The 17,244-nt window shown below is 70.8% G+C and carries 14 protein-coding genes, 1 rRNA gene, 1 pseudogene and 1 riboswitch; of the genes and pseudogenes, 4 read left to right on the top strand and 12 right to left on the bottom strand.

The annotated features are described in order from the left end of the window. Positions 1-172: 172 nt before the first annotated feature. From modA to ACWDYF_RS24940, 3 genes are all read left to right on the top strand, one after another. Positions 173-1,000, top strand: a complete 828-nt coding sequence (gene modA, locus ACWDYF_RS24950; RefSeq protein ID WP_389471781.1) for a molybdate ABC transporter substrate-binding protein — start codon at positions 173-175, stop codon at positions 998-1,000. Then, positions 997-1,842: a molybdate ABC transporter permease subunit gene (gene modB, locus ACWDYF_RS24945; protein WP_064531537.1), complete on the top strand. Its 846-nt coding sequence runs from the start codon at positions 997-999 to the stop codon at positions 1,840-1,842. Before modA ends, modB begins: the two co-directional genes overlap by 4 nt. 109 nt (positions 1,843-1,951) lie before the next feature. Then, positions 1,952-3,043, top strand: coding sequence for an ABC transporter ATP-binding protein (locus ACWDYF_RS24940; RefSeq protein WP_389471776.1), 1,092 nt, complete (start codon positions 1,952-1,954; stop codon positions 3,041-3,043). Positions 3,044-3,149: 106 nt separating this feature from the next. On the opposite strand, the gene gcvP is transcribed toward ACWDYF_RS24940, so the two are convergent. Continuing rightward, on the bottom strand, positions 3,150-6,035 hold the full coding sequence (gene gcvP / locus ACWDYF_RS24935) for an aminomethyl-transferring glycine dehydrogenase (protein ID WP_389471773.1): 2,886 nt from the start codon (positions 6,033-6,035) through the stop codon (positions 3,150-3,152). A 176-nt stretch (positions 6,036-6,211) separates the two neighbouring features. Then, positions 6,212-6,306, bottom strand: a riboswitch (glycine riboswitch). Positions 6,307-6,419: 113 nt separating this feature from the next. On the opposite strand from gcvP, the gene ACWDYF_RS24930 reads away from it, so the two are divergent. Beyond that, the gene (locus ACWDYF_RS24930) at positions 6,420-6,797 is read left to right on the top strand and encodes a PRC-barrel domain-containing protein (protein WP_389471770.1); all 378 of its coding nucleotides are present in this window, start codon (positions 6,420-6,422) and stop codon (positions 6,795-6,797) included. Here ACWDYF_RS24930 and ACWDYF_RS24925 read toward each other — a convergent pair. The 11 genes and pseudogenes from ACWDYF_RS24925 to rrf all read right to left on the bottom strand — a co-directional run. Then, positions 6,713-8,267: pseudogene (locus tag ACWDYF_RS24925) on the bottom strand (DNA polymerase IV). The gene ACWDYF_RS24930 and the pseudogene ACWDYF_RS24925 overlap by 85 nt on opposite strands. 114 nt (positions 8,268-8,381) lie before the next feature. Beyond that, positions 8,382-9,026, bottom strand: coding sequence for a MerR family transcriptional regulator (locus ACWDYF_RS24920; protein WP_078510169.1), 645 nt, complete (start codon positions 9,024-9,026; stop codon positions 8,382-8,384). Positions 9,027-9,224: 198 nt separating this feature from the next. Continuing rightward, complete coding sequence (locus tag ACWDYF_RS24915) at positions 9,225-9,698, bottom strand: bifunctional nuclease family protein (protein ID WP_026253112.1); 474 nt, start codon at positions 9,696-9,698, stop codon at positions 9,225-9,227. A gap of 89 nt (positions 9,699-9,787) precedes the next feature. Then, a complete protein-coding gene (gene ftsR, locus ACWDYF_RS24910; protein WP_389471766.1) occupies positions 9,788-10,525 on the bottom strand; it encodes a transcriptional regulator FtsR in 738 nt (245 codons plus the stop codon). Positions 10,526-10,563: 38 nt separating this feature from the next. Further along, positions 10,564-11,520 carry an FHA domain-containing protein gene (locus ACWDYF_RS24905; RefSeq protein WP_381740549.1) on the bottom strand — a complete coding sequence of 319 codons (957 nt, stop codon included), beginning with the start codon at positions 11,518-11,520 and terminating at the stop codon, positions 10,564-10,566. 61 nt (positions 11,521-11,581) lie between these two features. Then, positions 11,582-12,415 carry a DUF881 domain-containing protein gene (locus ACWDYF_RS24900; protein ID WP_389471961.1) on the bottom strand — a complete coding sequence of 278 codons (834 nt, stop codon included), beginning with the start codon at positions 12,413-12,415 and terminating at the stop codon, positions 11,582-11,584. Between the two features lie 5 nt (positions 12,416-12,420). Next, a complete protein-coding gene (locus tag ACWDYF_RS24895) occupies positions 12,421-12,753 on the bottom strand; it encodes a small basic family protein (protein WP_006134295.1) in 333 nt (110 codons plus the stop codon). Further along, positions 12,750-13,670 carry a DUF881 domain-containing protein gene (locus ACWDYF_RS24890; protein ID WP_389471762.1) on the bottom strand — a complete coding sequence of 307 codons (921 nt, stop codon included), beginning with the start codon at positions 13,668-13,670 and terminating at the stop codon, positions 12,750-12,752. Before ACWDYF_RS24890 ends, ACWDYF_RS24895 begins: the two co-directional genes overlap by 4 nt. 145 nt (positions 13,671-13,815) lie before the next feature. Then, positions 13,816-16,311, bottom strand: coding sequence for a mannose-1-phosphate guanyltransferase (locus tag ACWDYF_RS24885; protein WP_018571206.1), 2,496 nt, complete (start codon positions 16,309-16,311; stop codon positions 13,816-13,818). 116 nt (positions 16,312-16,427) lie between these two features. Then, positions 16,428-17,036: a CDP-alcohol phosphatidyltransferase family protein gene (locus ACWDYF_RS24880; RefSeq protein ID WP_018571207.1), complete on the bottom strand. Its 609-nt coding sequence runs from the start codon at positions 17,034-17,036 to the stop codon at positions 16,428-16,430. A gap of 107 nt (positions 17,037-17,143) precedes the next feature. Beyond that, a 5S ribosomal RNA gene (gene rrf, locus ACWDYF_RS24875) occupies positions 17,144-17,244 on the bottom strand; the annotation flags it as partial.

Below are 17,244 nucleotides of genomic sequence, written 5' to 3'. Positions count from 1 at the left end.
ACACCGTACAAACGCACATGCAACCCTGGGATACGGAAGGACCAGCTCATGCGAAGCAACAGGAGACTTATGCCTCGCACTTGCGGCAGTATCATCGCGGCACGGCCCCGCACGGCCGTGCCAGGGCGCGACAACCTTCTTTTTCGTGCACGACCAGAGGAGTAGATCCGTGATGACCCGTTCCGTGCGCCGGACCCGGACCCTACAGGTGGCCGGTGCGGGAGCCGTGGCCCTGCTGGCCCTCAGCGCCTGCTCCTCCTCCGACTCGTCCTCGTCCTCCGACGCGCCCTCCGGCAGCTCCTCGGCGTCCTCCGCGCCGAAGCTGTCCGGCACCGTGACGGTCTTCGCCGCCGCGTCCCTGAAGGAGAGCTTCACGACGCTCGGCAAGGAGTTCGAGCAGCAGCACCCGGGCACCAAGGTGGCCTTCAACTTCGGCGGCAGCGACACCCTGGCCGCGAGCATCACCAGCGGCGCCCCCGCCGACGTGTTCGCCGCCGCCAGCGCCAAGACCATGAAGATCGTGACGGACAAGAAGGACGAGGGCGCCGCGCCCGTCACCTTCGTCCGCAACCAGCTGGAGATCGCCACCCTGCCCGGCAACCCGGACAAGATCGCCTCTCTGAAGGACCTCACCAAGTCCGGTCTGAAGGTGGTCCTGTGCGACAAGACGGTGCCGTGCGGCGCCGCCGCCCAGAAGGCGCTCACCGCCAGCGACCTCAAGCTCACCCCGGTCTCCTACGAGCAGGACGTCAAGAGCGCCCTGACCAAGGTGGAGCTGAAGGAGGCCGACGCGGCCGTCGTCTACAAGACCGATGTGCACGCGGCCGGTGACAAGGTGGAGGGTGTGGAGTTCCCCGAGTCGGCCAAGGCCGTCAACGACTACCCGATCGCCCCGCTGAAGAGCGCCCCCAACGCCGCGGGCGCCAAGGCGTTCATCGAGCTGGTCACCTCGGCCGAGGGCCAGAAGGTGCTGTCCGAGGCCGGCTTCCTCAAGCCGTGACCGTGACCGACAAGGCCGGCGCCGTGACCCGCGGAGGCGGGGCACGGCGCCGGCGTGCCGTCCGGGGCGTGCCGCTGCCTCTGCTGCTGCCCGCCCTGGTGGGCCTCGCCTTCCTGCTGCTGCCGCTGCTCGCCCTGCTGATCCGCGCGCCCTGGCGCAGTCTGCCGGACCAGCTGACCAGCACCGAGGTCTGGCAGGCACTACAGCTCTCGCTGGTCAGCGCCACCGCCGCGACCGCCGTGAGCCTGGTGCTGGGCGTCCCGCTGGCCTGGCTGCTGGCCCGCACCGACTTCCCCGGCCGCGGCCTCGTCCGGGCCCTGGTGACGCTGCCGCTGGTGCTGCCGCCGGTGGTGGGCGGTGTGGCGCTGCTGCTGGCGCTCGGGCGCAACGGCGTGGTCGGGCAGTGGCTCGACTCCTGGTTCGGGATCACGCTGCCCTTCACCACGGCCGGTGTGGTGGTCGCGGAGGCGTTCGTGGCCATGCCGTTCCTCGTCATCAGCGTCGAGGGCACGCTGCGCGCCGCCGACCCGCGCTACGAGGAGGCGGCCACCACGCTCGGCGCCTCCCGCTTCACCGCGTTCCGCCGGGTCACCCTGCCGCTGATCGCGCCCGGCATCGCGGCGGGCGCGGTGCTGGCGTGGGCGCGGGCGCTCGGCGAGTTCGGCGCCACGATCACCTTCGCCGGGAACTTCCCGGGCCGTACGCAGACCATGCCGCTGGCCGTCTACCTGGCGCTCCAGGACGACCCGGCCGCCGCCATCGCGCTGAGCCTGGTGCTGCTGGCCGTGTCGATCGCGGTCCTCGCGGGTCTGCGGGACCGTTGGATGACGGCGTCCTCATGAACCGAGCCGCGCCGCGCCTCCCGCTCCCCTCCCCCTCCTCCCCCTTCTCCCCCATCTCCCCCTCGCCCTCCCCTCCCCCGGACGGCCCCGCATCCTGGACGATCGCCTCATGACCGACATCGACGAGACCGCGCACCGGGTCCGCGCAGACGACGGGCCCGACACCGGACTCGACGCCCACCTCGTCGTCGACCGGGGCGGCTTCCGGCTCGACGTGCCCCTGACCGCCGCGCCCGGCGAGGTCGTGGCGCTGCTCGGCCCGAACGGCGCCGGGAAGACCACCGCCCTGCGCGCCCTGGCCGGACTGGTCCCGCTCACCGGCGGGCGGCTGCGCCTGGACGGCGCCGAGCTGGAGCGCACACCGCCGGAGAAGCGCCCGGTCGGGGTCGTCTTCCAGGACTATCTGCTCTTCCCGCACCTGTCCGCCCTGGACAACGTGGCCTTCGGCCCGCGCTGCCAGGGCGCGACCAGGGCCGAGGCCCGCGCTCAGGCCGCCGAGTGGCTGGCGCGCATGGGCCTGGCCGATCACGCCGGGGCCAAGCCGCGCCGGCTCTCCGGGGGCCAGGCCCAGCGGGTGGCCGTGGCCCGCGCGCTGGCCACCCGGCCCCGGCTGCTGCTCCTGGACGAGCCGCTCGCCGCGCTGGACGCCCGCACCCGGCTGGAGGTGCGCGCCCAGCTCCGCCGACACCTCGCCGAGTTCGAGGCGGTGGCCGTGCTGGTCACGCACGACCCGCTGGACGCGATGGTGCTGGCCGACCGGCTCGTGGTCGTCGAGCACGGCCGGGTGGTGCAGGAGGGCACCCCCTCGGAGATCGCCCGCCGGCCGCGCACCGACTACATCGCGCAGCTCGTCGGTCTGAACCTGTACCGCGGGCGTGCCGAGGGGCACCTGGTGCGGCTGGAGTCCGGTACCGCCCTCACCACCACCGAGAAGCTCACCGGACCGGCGTTCGTCGCCTTCCCGCCGGGCGCGGTCACCCTCCACCGGGAGCGCCCCGCCGACACCAGCGCGCGCAATCTGTGGCGCTGCGAGGTCGCCGGTCTGGAGACGCACGGCGACCGGATCCGCGCCGACCTCACCGGCGACCTCGCCCTCGCCGCCGATCTGACGACGGTCGCCGCCGCCGAACTCGGGCTGGAGCCGGGCGCCGGGGTCTGGGCGGCCGTCAAGGCGGCCCAGACCCACGCCTACCCGGCCTGACCCGAGCGCGGCCCCCCACACGCGGGAGGGGCCCGCACACACGAGGGGCCCCGCCCCCGGCCGCTGCGGACCGGGGGGCGGGGCCCCTCGTGGACGTACCGTCCGCTCAGTCCTCGTACGCGTCCAGCGGCGGGCAGGAGCAGACCAGGTTGCGGTCGCCGAACGCCTGGTCGATCCGGCGCACCGGCGGCCAGTACTTGTCGGCCGTGGAGACACCGGCCGGGAAGACGGCCTCCTCACGGCTGTAGGCGTGCTCCCACTCCCCGCCGAGCGCGGCGGCGGTGTGCGGGGCGTTGCACAGCGGGTTGTCGTCGGCGGGCCAGGCACCCGAGCCGACCTTGTCGATCTCGGCCCGGATCGCGATCATCGTGTCGCAGAACCGGTCCAGCTCGGCCAGGTCCTCGGACTCGGTCGGCTCGATCATCAGCGTCCCGGCCACCGGGAACGACATCGTCGGCGCGTGGAAGCCGTAGTCGATCAGCCGCTTGGCGACGTCGTCCACGCTGACACCGGTCGCCTTGGTCAGCGGACGCAGGTCGATGATGCACTCGTGGGCGACCAGACCGCCGGGGCCCGTGTAGAGCACCGGGAAGTGCGGCTCCAGGCGCTTGGCGATGTAGTTGGCGGACAGCACGGCCACCTGCGTGGCGCGCTTGAGTCCCTCGCCGCCCATCAGCCGGACGTACGCCCAGGAGATGGGCAGGATGCCCGCCGAACCCCAGGGCGCGGCGGAGACCGGTCCCACGCCCGTCTCCGGGCCCGCGGCGGGCTGGAGCGGGTGGTTGGGCAGATACGGCGCGAGGTGCGCGCGTACGGCGACCGGGCCGACGCCGGGGCCGCCGCCGCCGTGCGGGATGCAGAACGTCTTGTGCAGGTTAAGGTGGGAGACGTCGCCGCCGAAGTGGCCCGGCTTGGCGAGGCCGACCAGGGCGTTGAGGTTGGCGCCGTCGACGTAGACCTGGCCGCCGGCCTCGTGGACCTGGGCGCAGATGTCGGCGACGTGCTCCTCGAACACACCGTGCGTGGACGGGTAGGTGATCATCAGCACGGCGAGCTGCTCGCGGTGCTGCTCGATCTTGGCGCGCAGGTCGTCGACGTCGACCTCGCCGTCCTCGGCGGTCTTCACCACGACGACCTTCATCCCGGCCATCACCGCGCTGGCGGCGTTGGTGCCGTGCGCGGAGGACGGGATGAGGCAGACGGTGCGCTGCTCGTCGCCGTTGGCGCGGTGGTAGCCGCGCACGGCGAGCAGACCGGCCAGCTCACCCTGCGATCCGGCGTTCGGCTGGAGGGAGACCTTGTCGTAGCCGGTGACCTCGGCGAGCCGGTCCTCCAGCTCGCGGATGAGGGTGAGGTAGCCCTGCGCCTGCTCGGCGGGGACGAAGGGGTGCAGCTGGCCGAACTCGGGCCAGGTGACCGGCTCCATCTCGGTGGTCGCGTTGAGCTTCATGGTGCAGGAGCCCAGCGGGATCATGCCCCGGTCCAGCGCGTAGTCGCGGTCGGCGAGCTTGCGCAGGTAGCGCAGCATCGCCGTCTCGGAGCGGTGCTGGCTGAAGACGGGGTGGGTGAGGTAGGCGTCGGTGCGCAGCAGGTCCTGGGACAGGATCTGGCCGGCGGCGGCGTCCAGCGCGTCGATGTCGCCGGTGGCGCCGAAGGCGGACCACACGGTCCGCAGCTGGGCGCGCGTGGTGGTCTCGTCGCAGGCGATCGAGACGTGGTCGGCGTCGACGAGGCGGAGGTTCACGCCGCCCTCGCGCGCGGCGGCGACGATCTCGGCGGCGCGGCCCTCGGCGCGGACCGTCAGCGTGTCGAAGTACGCCCCGTGGACGACGGTGGCGCCGCCCGTCTTCAGGCCCTCGGCGAGGACGGCGGCGTAGCGGTGGGTGCGCAGCGCTATGTCCTTCAGGCCCTCGGGCCCGTGGTAGACGGCGTACATGCCGGCCATGACGGCGAGCAGCACCTGCGCGGTGCAGATGTTGCTGGTGGCCTTCTCACGGCGGATGTGCTGCTCGCGGGTCTGGAGGGCGAGGCGGTACGCCTTGTTGCCGTCGGCGTCCACGGAGACGCCGACCAGGCGGCCGGGCAGGCTGCGGGCGAACTGCTCGCGCACCGCCATGTAACCGGCGTGCGGTCCGCCGAAGCCCATCGGCACGCCGAAGCGCTGCGTGGTGCCCACGGCGATGTCCGCGCCCAGCTCGCCGGGCGACTTCAGCAGGGTGAGGGCGAGCAGGTCGGCGGCGACGGTGACCAGGGCGCCCAGCGCGTGCGCCTGGTCGATGACGGGCTTGAGGTCGCGGACGGCACCGGAGGCGCCGGGGTACTGGAGGAGGACGCCGTTGATGTCGCGCTCGGCGAGCGCGGCGGGGATGCCGTCGCTCAGGTCGGCGACGACGACCTCGACACCGGCCGGTTCGGCGCGGGTCTCGATGACGGCGATGGTCTGCGGCAGCGTGTCCGCGTCGACCAGGAAGAGACCCTTCTTGTTCTTGCCCATGCGCCGGGACAGCGCCAGCGCCTCGGCGGCGGCGGTGCCCTCGTCGAGCAGGGAGGCGCCGGAGGTCGGCAGACCGGTGAGGTCGGCGACCACGGTCTGGAAGTTCAGCAGCGCCTCCAGGCGGCCCTGCGAGATCTCCGGCTGGTACGGGGTGTACGCCGTGTACCAGGACGGGTTCTCCATGACGTTGCGCAGGATGACCGGCGGGGTGAACGTCCCGTAGTAGCCGAGTCCGATCATCGAGCCGAGGACCTGGTTGCGGTCGGCGAGGGAGCGCAGCTCGGCCAGCACCTCGGCCTCGGTGCGGGCGCCCGGCAGGTCCAGGGTGTCGGCGTTCTTGATCACGTCCGGCACGGCGGCGGCGGTGAGTTCGTCGAGCGAGCCGTAGCCGACCTGCGCGAGCATCTTGGCCCGCGCCTCCTGGTCGGGCCCGATGTGGCGCTGCTCGAAGGGGATGCCCTGTTCGAGCTCGGAGAGCGGAATGCGCTGGGCGGTCATTGCGGAGGCCTCCTGGTCTGACGCGACCTTCGAGGGACACCACGGCGCGGGTGTCCCGACGGCCTCCCCCTCTGTCATCTCAACCTGAGAGCTTCACCGGGCCGTCCGTGGGCGCCCGGCTTTCACCGTCGGTGAGAGCGGACGCCGTCGACATCCGCTCTGCTTTCCAGAGTGACCTCGTCCGTGCGGTACGTGGGCCTGAGAGATTCCGGGGAGGATTTGCTCCTTCGGCGCCTCCGGTGTTGCTGGAGGACTCTCCCGCACGGGGTCAGCAGCCGCTGCCAGGGTACCAGCGGGCCGGGAGCCCGAGCCTTCGAGTGGCCGCCCCGCCGAATGTGCTCTTTTGTAGTGCTTACGGATGAGTTGCGACCATGTGGAGGGACCGTGCTGACCGAGATCGATCCGCGCAACCTGATCGGCCGCAAGGCGTTCGACCGCAACGGCCACAAGATCGGCACGGTGGACGAGGTGTACCTCGACGACGCGACCGGTGTGCCCGAGTGGGCGGCCATACGCACCGGCCTGTTCTCCCGGGACGCCTTCGTGCCCCTGGAGCCCAGCGAACTGGTCGAGGGCGCCCTGCGCGTCCCCTTCGAGCGCGCCCTGATCAAGGAGGCGCCGGACTTCGGCGTCGGCCGCCACCTCTCCCCGGAGCAGGAACTCCAGCTCTACCACCACTACGGCCTCGATGTGACACCTCCGGTCGCTCCCCTGGACCGCGACTTCGGCAAGCTGGCGGGCTCCGGCACGGAGGAGCCCTGAGGCAGGCCGGCCCTGTCCTCTCCTCTCCCCCTTCCCGCGCCGCACTCGTACGCGTACTCATCCGACGCCCAGCGCGGTCCCACCCCCGGGGGTGCCCGCCGTGCCCGCCGGGTCCGTCGATTCCGTCGCGTCCGCCGGTCTTCGCCGTACCAGCGGCAGCGGATCCGCCGGTTCCAGAGCCGGGTCGTCGACGCGGAAGGTCCTGATCCGCCCCGGCGCCGACTGCGGTGTCTCGAAGCGGACCGTGACCCTGCCGACGCCGCTGCCCTGCACCCAGCCGTGTCCGTGCTCGGTGTGCCGCACGTCGTGCCCCGCGGACCAGTGCCGCTCGGCGGGCTCCGCCGGTTCCGGTGCCGGTTCGTCCACGGGCTCCTCAGCGGGGTGCTCCGCGGCCTCTCCGGCCGCCTGGGCGAACAGGTCCTCCTGGGTGTAGTCGGCGAGCCCGGACACGCCCACTCCGAGCAGCCGCACCCCGCCGGTGGTGTCCACCGAGTCCAGCAGCCGGGCGGCGGCCTCCCGCACCACCGCCTGGTCGTCGGTGGGCCCGCGCAGCGTCTCCGACCGGGTCAGCGTGGAGAAGTCGTACCGCCGCACCTTGAGCACGATGGTCCGGCCCGACAGGCCGGCCCCGCGCAGCCGCCCCACACAGCGGTCGGCCAGCCGCTGCACCTCCAGGCCCACCCGCAGCCGGTCGTGGATGTCGATGTCGTAGGTGTCCTCCACCGACACCGACTTCGTCTCCCGCTCGGCGACCACCGGCCGCTCGTCGTGGGCCAGCGCCATCGCGTGCAGCGCGTGCCCGTGCGCCTTGCCCAGCAGGCGCACCAGCTCGTCCTCGCCCGCCTCGGCGAGCTCGTCGACGGTGTGGATCCCGGCCCGGCGCAGATGGTCCCCCGTGGCCGGTCCCACGCCCGGCAGGGTCCGCACCGACAGGGGGCCGAGGAGGGCGCGCTCCGTGCCCGGTTCGATGAGCACGAGACCGTCCGGCTTGGCCCGCTCGGAGGCGATCTTGGCGAGCATCTTGGAGGCGGCCAGGCCGACCGAGCCCGTCAGCCCCGTGACGGCCCGGATGTCGGCCCGCAGCCGCGCCCCCGCCAGCCGGGCGGATTCCTCGTCCGAGGCCGCTCCCCCGGCCTCCAGGTCCACGAACGCCTCGTCCAGGCTCAGCGGCTCCACCAGCGGGGACAGCGCCCGCAGCAGCCCCATCACCTGCTCGCTGATCGACCGGTAGAAGCCGAAGCGCGGCACCAGATACGCGGCGTTCGGCGCCAGGCGGCGCGCCTGGGCCATCGGCATCGCGGAGTGGACGCCGAAGACCCGCGCCTCGTACGACGCGGTGGCCACCACACCGCGCGGGCCGAGGCCGCCCACCACGACCGCCTTCCCGCGCAGGCTCGGCTTGGACGCCTGCTCCGCCTGGGCGAAGAAGGCATCCATGTCGAGATGCAGGATCGTCGGCGCGCTTCTCACATCTCCGATGCTGCACCACGCCACTGACAATGCCCCCGGCGCGGCGCACGACGCGCGCTCAGGCGGCCGTCCGCGACCGGGATCCGGCCTGCCGCCGAGCGGGCCGGCGGGCGGTCAGACCGCCCGGTTGCGGCGCCTGGCCAGCTCGTCCCCGGGGTTGTGGCCCACCAGGGTCTCACCGGTGTCGACACGCTCGCCGTGCAGCTGCGACAGGGCGCTCTCCACATCGCGCCACACCACTCCGACGGCGATGCCGAAGATGCCCTGGCCGCCCTGGAGCAGAGCGTGCACCTCGTCGGGCGAGGTGCACTCGTAGACCGTCGCGCCGTCGCTCATCAGCGTCATGCGCTCCAGGTCGCTGAACCCCTGCCGACGCAGGTGCTGCACGGCGGTCCGGATGTTCTGCAACGAGACACCGGTGTCCAGGAACCTCTTGACGATCTTCAGGACGACGACGTCGCGGAAGCTGTAGAGCCGCTGGGTGCCGGACCCGTGGGCCGGGCGCACGCTCGGTTCGACCAGGCCGGTGCGGGCCCAGTAGTCCAGTTGCCGGTAGGTGATGCCTGCCGCCGCACAGGCCGTCGGGCCTCGGTAGCCGATTTCCTCGGACGCCATGGACGCCGCCCCTTTGCCGCTCGGCACGGCCGCCGGCCGCTGCGGAGCCTGGTCGGCCGCGCTGTCGTGAAGCCGGTACGGACCGCTTCCCCCGACGTCGATCCCGGGGGCACCCCCAGCCGTACCGTCGCCGCTGCTGCTCACGCCGACCTCCGTCCTTGACCTGCCTCCTCGACGGTAGGCAGTCACCACGGGTGCGTCAACGATCGCCACACTCGGCACGCCGAGTGATAATCACCCTAAGAGTGGTTTCCCGTGCCCCACCGCGGGGAAAGGCTAGCCGAATGCCCTCGTGAGGGGCTCAAGGGCACCCTGGCCGGCCGTCGGCATATGCGGGTGTTCTCACTGGCTGCTGGTGCCGAAGTCCTCCGGCGAGATCTGGTCGAGGAACTCGCGGAATTTCTCCACCTCGTCCTCCTGCTCGTCCGGGATCGCGATGCCCGCGTCGTCGAGCACCGTGTCGCTGCCGTAGATCGGCGTACCGGTGCGCAGCGCGAGCGCTATGGCGTCGGACGGGCGGGCACTCACCTCCACTCCGCTGGCGAAGACCAGCTCGGCGTAGAAGACACCCTCGCGCAGATCCGTGATGCGTACTTCCGTCAGCTCCTGGCCCACGGCTTCCAGCACGTCCTTGAACAGATCGTGGGTCAGCGGACGCGCGGGGGCCATGCCCTGCTGCGCGAAGGCGATCGCCGTCGCCTCCCCGGGTCCGATCCAGATAGGGAGGTAGCGGTCGCCTCCCACTTCACGCAGGAGCACGATCGGTTGGTTGGAGGGCATTTCGACCCGGACACCTACGACATCGAGCTCGTTCACACAGCAACCCTAGGCCGTGCCCGGGACGTTTGGGTAGTCGGGCCGGAAACGGAAGGCCGATCCGGCCGCCGGACGGCCGCCCGGGACCCTCAGGGCAGCCGCACCCCGAGCGCGGTCTGCACCAGCGCCGAGTGCAGCCTGACCGTGAGCGCGGCCAGCTCCTTCGCACGGTCCTCGGCGTGCACCCTGGTCTGTGGGTTGCGGTGCCGTCTGAGCGGGGCCACCACCTGGTCGACGAGCCCGGCCTCCCGGTCCGCCGCGGCCTTCATGACCCGCAGATGACGGGGTTCGATGCCGAAGCGCCCCAGCTCACGGATGAGCGAGGCGACAGTGACGGTCTCGGCGTCGTAGCTGCCGTCCTCCAGTGGGGTGACGAGCCCGTAGGACTCCCACTCCTGGAGGTCCCGTTCCTCGATCTCCGCGGCGGCCAGCAGCCCGGCCCGGCCGATCCGGGGCGCCGCCGGTGCCTCGGTCCGCCGCAGGACCGCCTCACCGCCGCGCTGCCGGCCGAGCACCGGCAACTGCACCGCCTCGCCCCGCTCCACCGCGTCCAGATACTCGCGGATCACCTTCAGCGGCAGATAGTGGTCCCGCTGCATCCGCAGGACCCGGGCGAGGCGCTCGACGTCGTCCGCGCTGAACTTGCGGTACCCCGAGGGGGTGCGCCGGGGCTCCACCAGGCCCTCCGCCTCCAGGAAGCGGATCTTGGAGATGGTGACCTCGGGGAACTCCTCGCGCAGCGCGTTCAGCACCGTGCCGATGCTCATCAGCCCACTGTCCGCGGCGGTGGTGCCGTGCCCGGCACCACCGCTCGGTGTATGAAGCATGGACCTTCCCTGGGTTCCCCGGACGGCGTCCGGGGAGGTCAGTAGCCCTGCCGGCTCGAGTAGAAGACCAGCCGGTACTTGCCGATCTGCACCTCGTCGCCGTTGGACAACGGGACCTCGTCGATCCGCTCCCGGTTCACATACGTGCCGTTCAGGCTGCCGACGTCGGCCACCGTGAACGAGCCGTCCTGGACGCGGCGGAACTCCACATGGCGACGCGAGACCGTCACGTCGTCGAGGAAGATGTCGCTCTGCGGATGGCGGCCGGCCGTGGTCAGCTCGCCGTCCAGGAGGAAGCGGCTGCCCGAGTTCGGACCGCGGCGCACCACCAGCAGGGCGGAGCCGAGCGGCAGCGCGTCGACGGCGGCCTGCGCCTCGGGCGAGAGCATCGGCGTCTGGCCGGTGGCCTCCGCGTCGTAGGCCTCCAGACCGGAGATGGAGATCGTGGACGTCGTCTCCGACGCACGCTCCGGCACCACCCCGGGCCTCAGCGGCGCGCCGCAGTTGGAACAGAAGCGGCTGTTCTCCGCATTGCGGTTACCGCACCTCGTACACACCAGGGCCGACATGGACGGATCCTCCTGCCGCGGCTGCCCCGCCGGGGAATGGGACGCGTACGGGTCGGCGGCAAACCCTCCACCCGCACCTGAGGTTGACGGTTGGCCGAAACCTATGCCGCCGGCCTGGGCAGGGTCAACCGACGGCGCGCCGTGGCCGCCGGAAAAGTCACCGCCCTGACCGGCGACCTGGTCCCTGAACAGCGGGCGCTGGCCCTCCGCCGCGCCGGGCTGTGCGCGATGGCGGGCGGTCGCGTTCTCGCCACCCTCTCGCGCGCTCTTGCCGAACAACTTCGCAAACAACTTCACGGGCGATTCCCCTTGACCGAAACAGACCCGCCCGTGGGGCAGGACGAACCCTGACGTCGTACACCGGTCGACCCGGACATCCTCACAACGTCCGTATCCACCAGACAGTTTCCACCACGCACCACCCAATCGGTGCGCCGACCCCCCGCAACCTCATGCCCCTGCCGGACGACGGCCATGCACCCCCGGTTCACTGCGAGGACGACCGAGCGTAGTCAGGCAGCTTCGCTGCTCGCAAGGCGTCCACGACGATCTTGTCCGAACGCTCGACGGACACGGTGGCCTGCTCCTTCTCCAGGGTCTGCACCACACCTCCGGGGATGTTGAGCGCCGGCTCCAGGTCCTGCGGCTTGCCGATGACCTGGAAACGAAACGGCGTATTGATCTTGTTCCCGTCGACGTCCACGCTCTTGCCGGAGTCCGTCAGATAGGTGCCCGCCACCACGCGCACGCCGTTGACCTCGATGGCCTCCGCACCGGCGGCGCGCAGCTCCTGTATCGCGTCGAGCAGCATGTCGGCCCGGACCGTCCCCTTCGTGTCCTCGATGGTCACCGTGATACCGGGTCCCTGCGCGGCCACCGTGCCCGCCAGGATGCCCAGTTGCCGTTCCTTCTCCTCGGTCTGCTTGCGGGCCTCCTCGGCCTGGTCGGAGCTGTTCTCCAGCTCCTGGCGCTGCTTGTCGAGACCCTGCTTCTCGTCCTCAAGACGCTGAGTACGGTCGTCCAGTTCATCGAGGATGCGTACAAGATCTTCTTGCCGGGCGCCGCGCAGGGCGTTGTCGCTGTCGCTGTTGGACGCGACCTGGATGGCGAGGCCGAAGCCCAGCCCGAACAGCAGTACGGCGACGACGAGTTGGGCCCGGGTGAACCGCGGCGGCCACAGTCCCTGCGCCAGCCGCTGCCGCCCGGTGAGCGAGGGCACCGGCGCTCCGTCGTCCGGCTCGGCGCCGGGCGCCTGGGCGGGCACCTCAGCGGGCAGTTCCTTGCGCAGCCGGTTCTCCGGCGCCTCGTCCCGGTCGTTCATCGCGCTCACGCCCGGAAGACGTGGCGCCGGATGGCCGCGGCGTTGGAGAAGATCCGGATGCCGAGGACGACCACGACACCCGTGGACAACTGGGCACCCACGCCCAGCTTGTCGCCCAGGAACACGATCAGCGCGGCCACGACCACGTTCGACAGGAACGACACCACGAAGACCTTGTCGTCGAAGATGCCGTCCAGCATGGCCCGCAGTCCGCCGAAGACGGCGTCCAGCGCCGCCACCACGGCGATCGGCAGGTACGGCTCGACGACCGCCGGAACCTCGGGCCGGACCAACAGGCCGGCCACCACTCCCACGATGAGGCCCAGTACGGCGATCACGATGTGCCCTTCCCAGTCTTGGTCTGCTCTGCGGTCGGCCGCGCGGTGCGTACGATCACACTCGGTGCCGCGGGCAGCCGGAGGTCGCTCTCCACGGAGATGGCGGTCCGGATGCCGTAGTTGTCCTGGAGCGCGTTCAGATACAGCCCGTCCGGGCTGTCCTGGAACCTGCTGCTCAGCCGCTGCCCGTCCCCCACCGCGAGCACCGTGTACGGCGGCACCAGCGGCCTGTTGTCGACCAGTATGGCGTCACCCGCCGCGCGGATCGCGGACAGGGCGGTCAGCCGCTGCCCGTTGACGGAGACGGCCTCCGCCCCCGACTGCCACAGCCCGTTGACGACACGCTGCATGTCCCGGTCGCGCACCCGGCCGGTGTCCGAGAATCCGGACGTCTCCCGCGGGTTGCCGGAGCCCCCCGAACCGGCTTCCTTCGCGTCGTTCACGACGAGTTTCACCCCGGGGCCGTGCACTTCGGTGGCGCCCGCCAGAATCCCGGCCAGGTCCGCCTGCGCGTTGCCGCCGCTGTGGCTGAGTGCCTGCCGCTGGCGCGCCTCGACGTCGTCGCGGAGCTGGTCGACGCTGTCCTCCAGCTTGTCCGCCGCCGCCGTCTCGCGGTCGATGCGGTCGATCAGCTCCTGGCGCTCCTTGGCGACCACGGGCGCCGCCACGCGCGCCTGTGCCGCTCCCACGGTGACGACGAGCGCCGCGAGCACCAGACCGGCGGCCAGTCCCAGCCGCGCGCGGAGCGTCTTGGGCAGCCCGCCCTCACCGGCGGACTTCTTCCGTGCGGCGGCCTCGGCATAGCCGTCGTCGAGGCTGTGGTCCATGACGTTGGTGATCAACGACATGGAGGCATCAGGACGGGAGGGCCGCGAGGGTGTGCTCCGAATGGGGGGTTGCTGCGGCATGCCGCACATCGTCGCACGCCTGGGGCGATACCTCCGAACGGCCCCCACCGGCGTGCCGGACGGGCTCCCCCGGGGACCACTTGTCCGGCACGCGCGCGCGTACAGGACGTCCGGCGCCGCCGGTGCCCGCGCGGGGCGGGCACCGGCGGCCGGTCTACCGTCCGGCGCTGTCGACGACCGCCGACCACTCGTCGAGCAGGGCCTGCGCGGAGGCGTCGTCGGGGCCCTCGGCCCACAGATGGGTGACCGCCTCGGCCGGGTCGGGCAGCACCATCACCCAGCGACCGTCGGTCTCCACGACCCGCACCCCGTCCGTCGTGTCCACGAAGCGTTCCCCGGCCGCCTCGACGACCCGGCGCATGACCAGGCCCTTGACGGCCCACGGCGTGGCCAGATCCCGCCTGAGGACATGGGCCCGCGGGATCCGCGCGTCGATCTGGCTGAGGGTCAGCTGCGTGCGCGCCACCAGGCCGATGAGCCGTACGAAGGCGGCCGTGCCGTCGTAGACGCTGCTGAACTCCGGGACGATGAATCCGCCCTTGCCGTCACCGCCGAAGATCGTCCCCTCCTCACCGCCGACCCGGGTGAGGTCGTCCGGCGACGTCGTCGTCCACTCCACCTGCGTCCCGTGGTATGCGGCGACCTGCTCGGCGATCCGGGTCGTGGTGACCGGCAGCGCCACCCGGCCGCTGCGCCGCTCGGCGGCGACGAGGTCCAGCATGACCAGCAGTGCCCGGTCGTCCTCGATGATCCGGCCCTTCTCGTCGACGAGCGACAGCCGCTCGCCCACCGGGTCGAACCGCACACCGAACGCGGCCCCGGAGGACGCCACGATCTCGCCGAGCCGCACCAGGCCGGCCCGGCGCATCTCCTCGGTCTCCGTCGGCCGGGACTCGTCCAGGCCGGGGTTGATGGTCAGCGAGTCCACCCCGAGCTTGCCGAGCAGGCTCGGCAGGACCAGGCCGGCACTGCCGTTGGAGGCGTCCACGACCACCTTGAGGCCCGCCTCGGCGATCCCGGTCGTGTCGACGTTGCGCAGCAGCGAACCGGTGTACGAGTCGAAGACGCTGGAGGGGAAGTACAGGTCGCCGATCTCGCCGGGGAACGCCCGCCGGTACTCCTGCCGCGCGAAGACCCGGTCCAGCTTGCGCTGGCTGCCCTGCGACAGGTCGGCACCCTGCCCGTCGAAGAACATGATGTCGACCGAGTCCGGCACCCCGGGCGACGTACGGATCATGATGCCGCCGGCGCTGCCGCGCGCGGTCTGCTGCCGGGCCACGGGCAGCGGCACGTTCTCCAGGTCCCGTACGTCGATGGCGCTGGCCTGGAGCGCGGAGATGACGGCCCGCTTCAGGGCACGCGCACCGCGGGAGTGGTCACGGGCCGTGGTGACCGTGGAACCCTTCTTCAGGGTCGTCGCATACGCTCCCGCGAGCCGTACGGCGAGTTCCGGGGTGATCTCCACGTTCAGGATGCCGGAGACGCCACGGGCGCCGAAGAGATGCGCCTGGCCCCGCGACTCCCAGATGACCGAGGTGTTGACGAAGGCGCCCGCCTCGATGGTCTTGAACGGATAGACCCGCACATTGCCCTGCACGATCGATTCTTCGCCGATCAGGCACTCGTCGCCGATGACCGCGCCGTCCTCGATCCGCGCGGCCCGCATGATGTCGGTGTTCTTGCCCACGACGCAGCCGCGCAGGTTGCTGTGCTGCCCTATGTACACGTTGTCGTGCACGACGGCCTTGTGCAGGAAGGCGCCGCTCTTGACGACGACGTTCGACCCGACGACGGTGTGCTCGCGGATCTCCGCGCCGGCCTCCACCTTCGCGTAGTCGCCGATGTACAGCGGACCGCGCAGCTCCGCGTCGGGATGCACCTCGGCGCCTTCCGCGACCCAGACACCCGGCGAGATCTCGAAGCCGTCGATGTCGACGTCCACCTTGCCTTCGAGGACGTCGGCCTGGGCCTTCACATAGCTCTCGTGGGTGCCCACGTCCTCCCAGTAGCCCTCGGCGATATAGCCGTAGATGGGCTTGCCTTCCTTCATCAGCTGCGGGAAGACATCACCGGACCAGTCGACCGGGACATCGGCCTCCACGTAGTTGAAGACCTCGGGCTCCATCACATAGATGCCCGTGTTCACGGTGTCGGAGAAGACCTGGCCCCAGGTCGGCTTCTCCAGGAAGCGCTCGACCTTGCCCTCTTCGTCGACGATGGTGATGCCGAATTCCAGGGGGTTGGGAACGCGTGTAAGACACACGGTCACCATCGCGCCCTTTTCCTTGTGGAACCGGATCAGGTCGGTGAGATCGAAGTCGGTCAGCGCATCGCCGGAGATGACGAGGAAGGCGTCGTCCTTCAACGCCTCCTCGGCGTTCTTGACGCTTCCCGCGGTACCGAGTGGCTTCTCCTCATTGGCATAGGTGAGCTCCATGCCGAGCTCTTCACCGTCACCGAAGTAGTTCTTGACCAGCGAAGCCAGGAACTGGACTGTGACGACGGTCTCATTCAGCCCATGCCTTTTGAGCAGCCGCAGAACGTGCTCCATGATCGGCCGGTTGGCCACCGGCAGGAGCGGCTTGGGCATGCTCGAGGTCATCGGGCGAAGGCGTGTGCCTTCGCCTCCGGCCATCACGACGGCCTTCATGTCGGAAGCGTCCTCCTCCAAGAGATGACGATCTAGCCGACTTCACCCGTCCTGATTGTCCCGCACTTTTCCGAAGCGGGCCATCGGAGCCACCGCGGCTGCCCGAATTGGCGAGCTCAGTCGGCCATGGCGTCCGCACGGACAAGACGGCGGACTTGCACCACGTAGAGGACTCCTGCCCACCAATAGAGGGTTGTACCCCATCCGGCGAACGCCCATCCGAAAATAGCAGCGAGTGACGAGATCCATCCGCTTCCGTCACTGAGGAGAAGCAGCGGGAAGGCGTACATCAAGTTGAACGTCGCTGCCTTCCCCAGGAAGTTCACCTGCGGCGGCGGGTAGCCGTGGCGCCTGAGGACCGCGACCGCCACCAACAACATCAATTCCCGGGCGAGCAGCGCGGCGGTCAGCCAGACCGGCAGAATCTCGCGCCAGGTCAGCCCGACGAGCGTGGAAAGGACGTAGAGCCGGTCGGCGGCAGGGTCGAGAAGCCGGCCGAGGTTGCTGATCTGGTTCCAGCGCCGCGCGAGTTTGCCGTCCAGATAGTCGCTGATGCCGCTCAGCGCCAGGACCAGCAGGGCCCAGCCATCACTCTTGGGGCCGCCGAACTCCGGCCTGAGGATCAACCACAGGAACAGCGGTACGCCGACGAGCCTCGCCATGCTGAGGATGTTGGGGATGGTGAGGACCCGGTCCGTCTGGACACGGGTCTCCTGGACCTCCACCCGGGGGCCTCCTGGGAAAAAGTGCCTACGATGCTCCCTGACCCTACCTCAACGCAAAAAAGCTCTGGCTCTTGGGCTGTTGCCCAAGAGCCAGAGCTCTAAAAGGAGTTCGACGGTGTCCTACTCTCCCACAGGGTCCCCCCTGCAGTACCATCGGCGCTGTGAGGCTTAGCTTCCGGGTTCGGAATGTAACCGGGCGTTTCCCTCA

The sequence above is a fragment of the Streptomyces sp. NPDC003284 genome (assembly GCF_053589675.1).
This window is presented reverse-complemented; position numbering and strand designations above follow the sequence as displayed.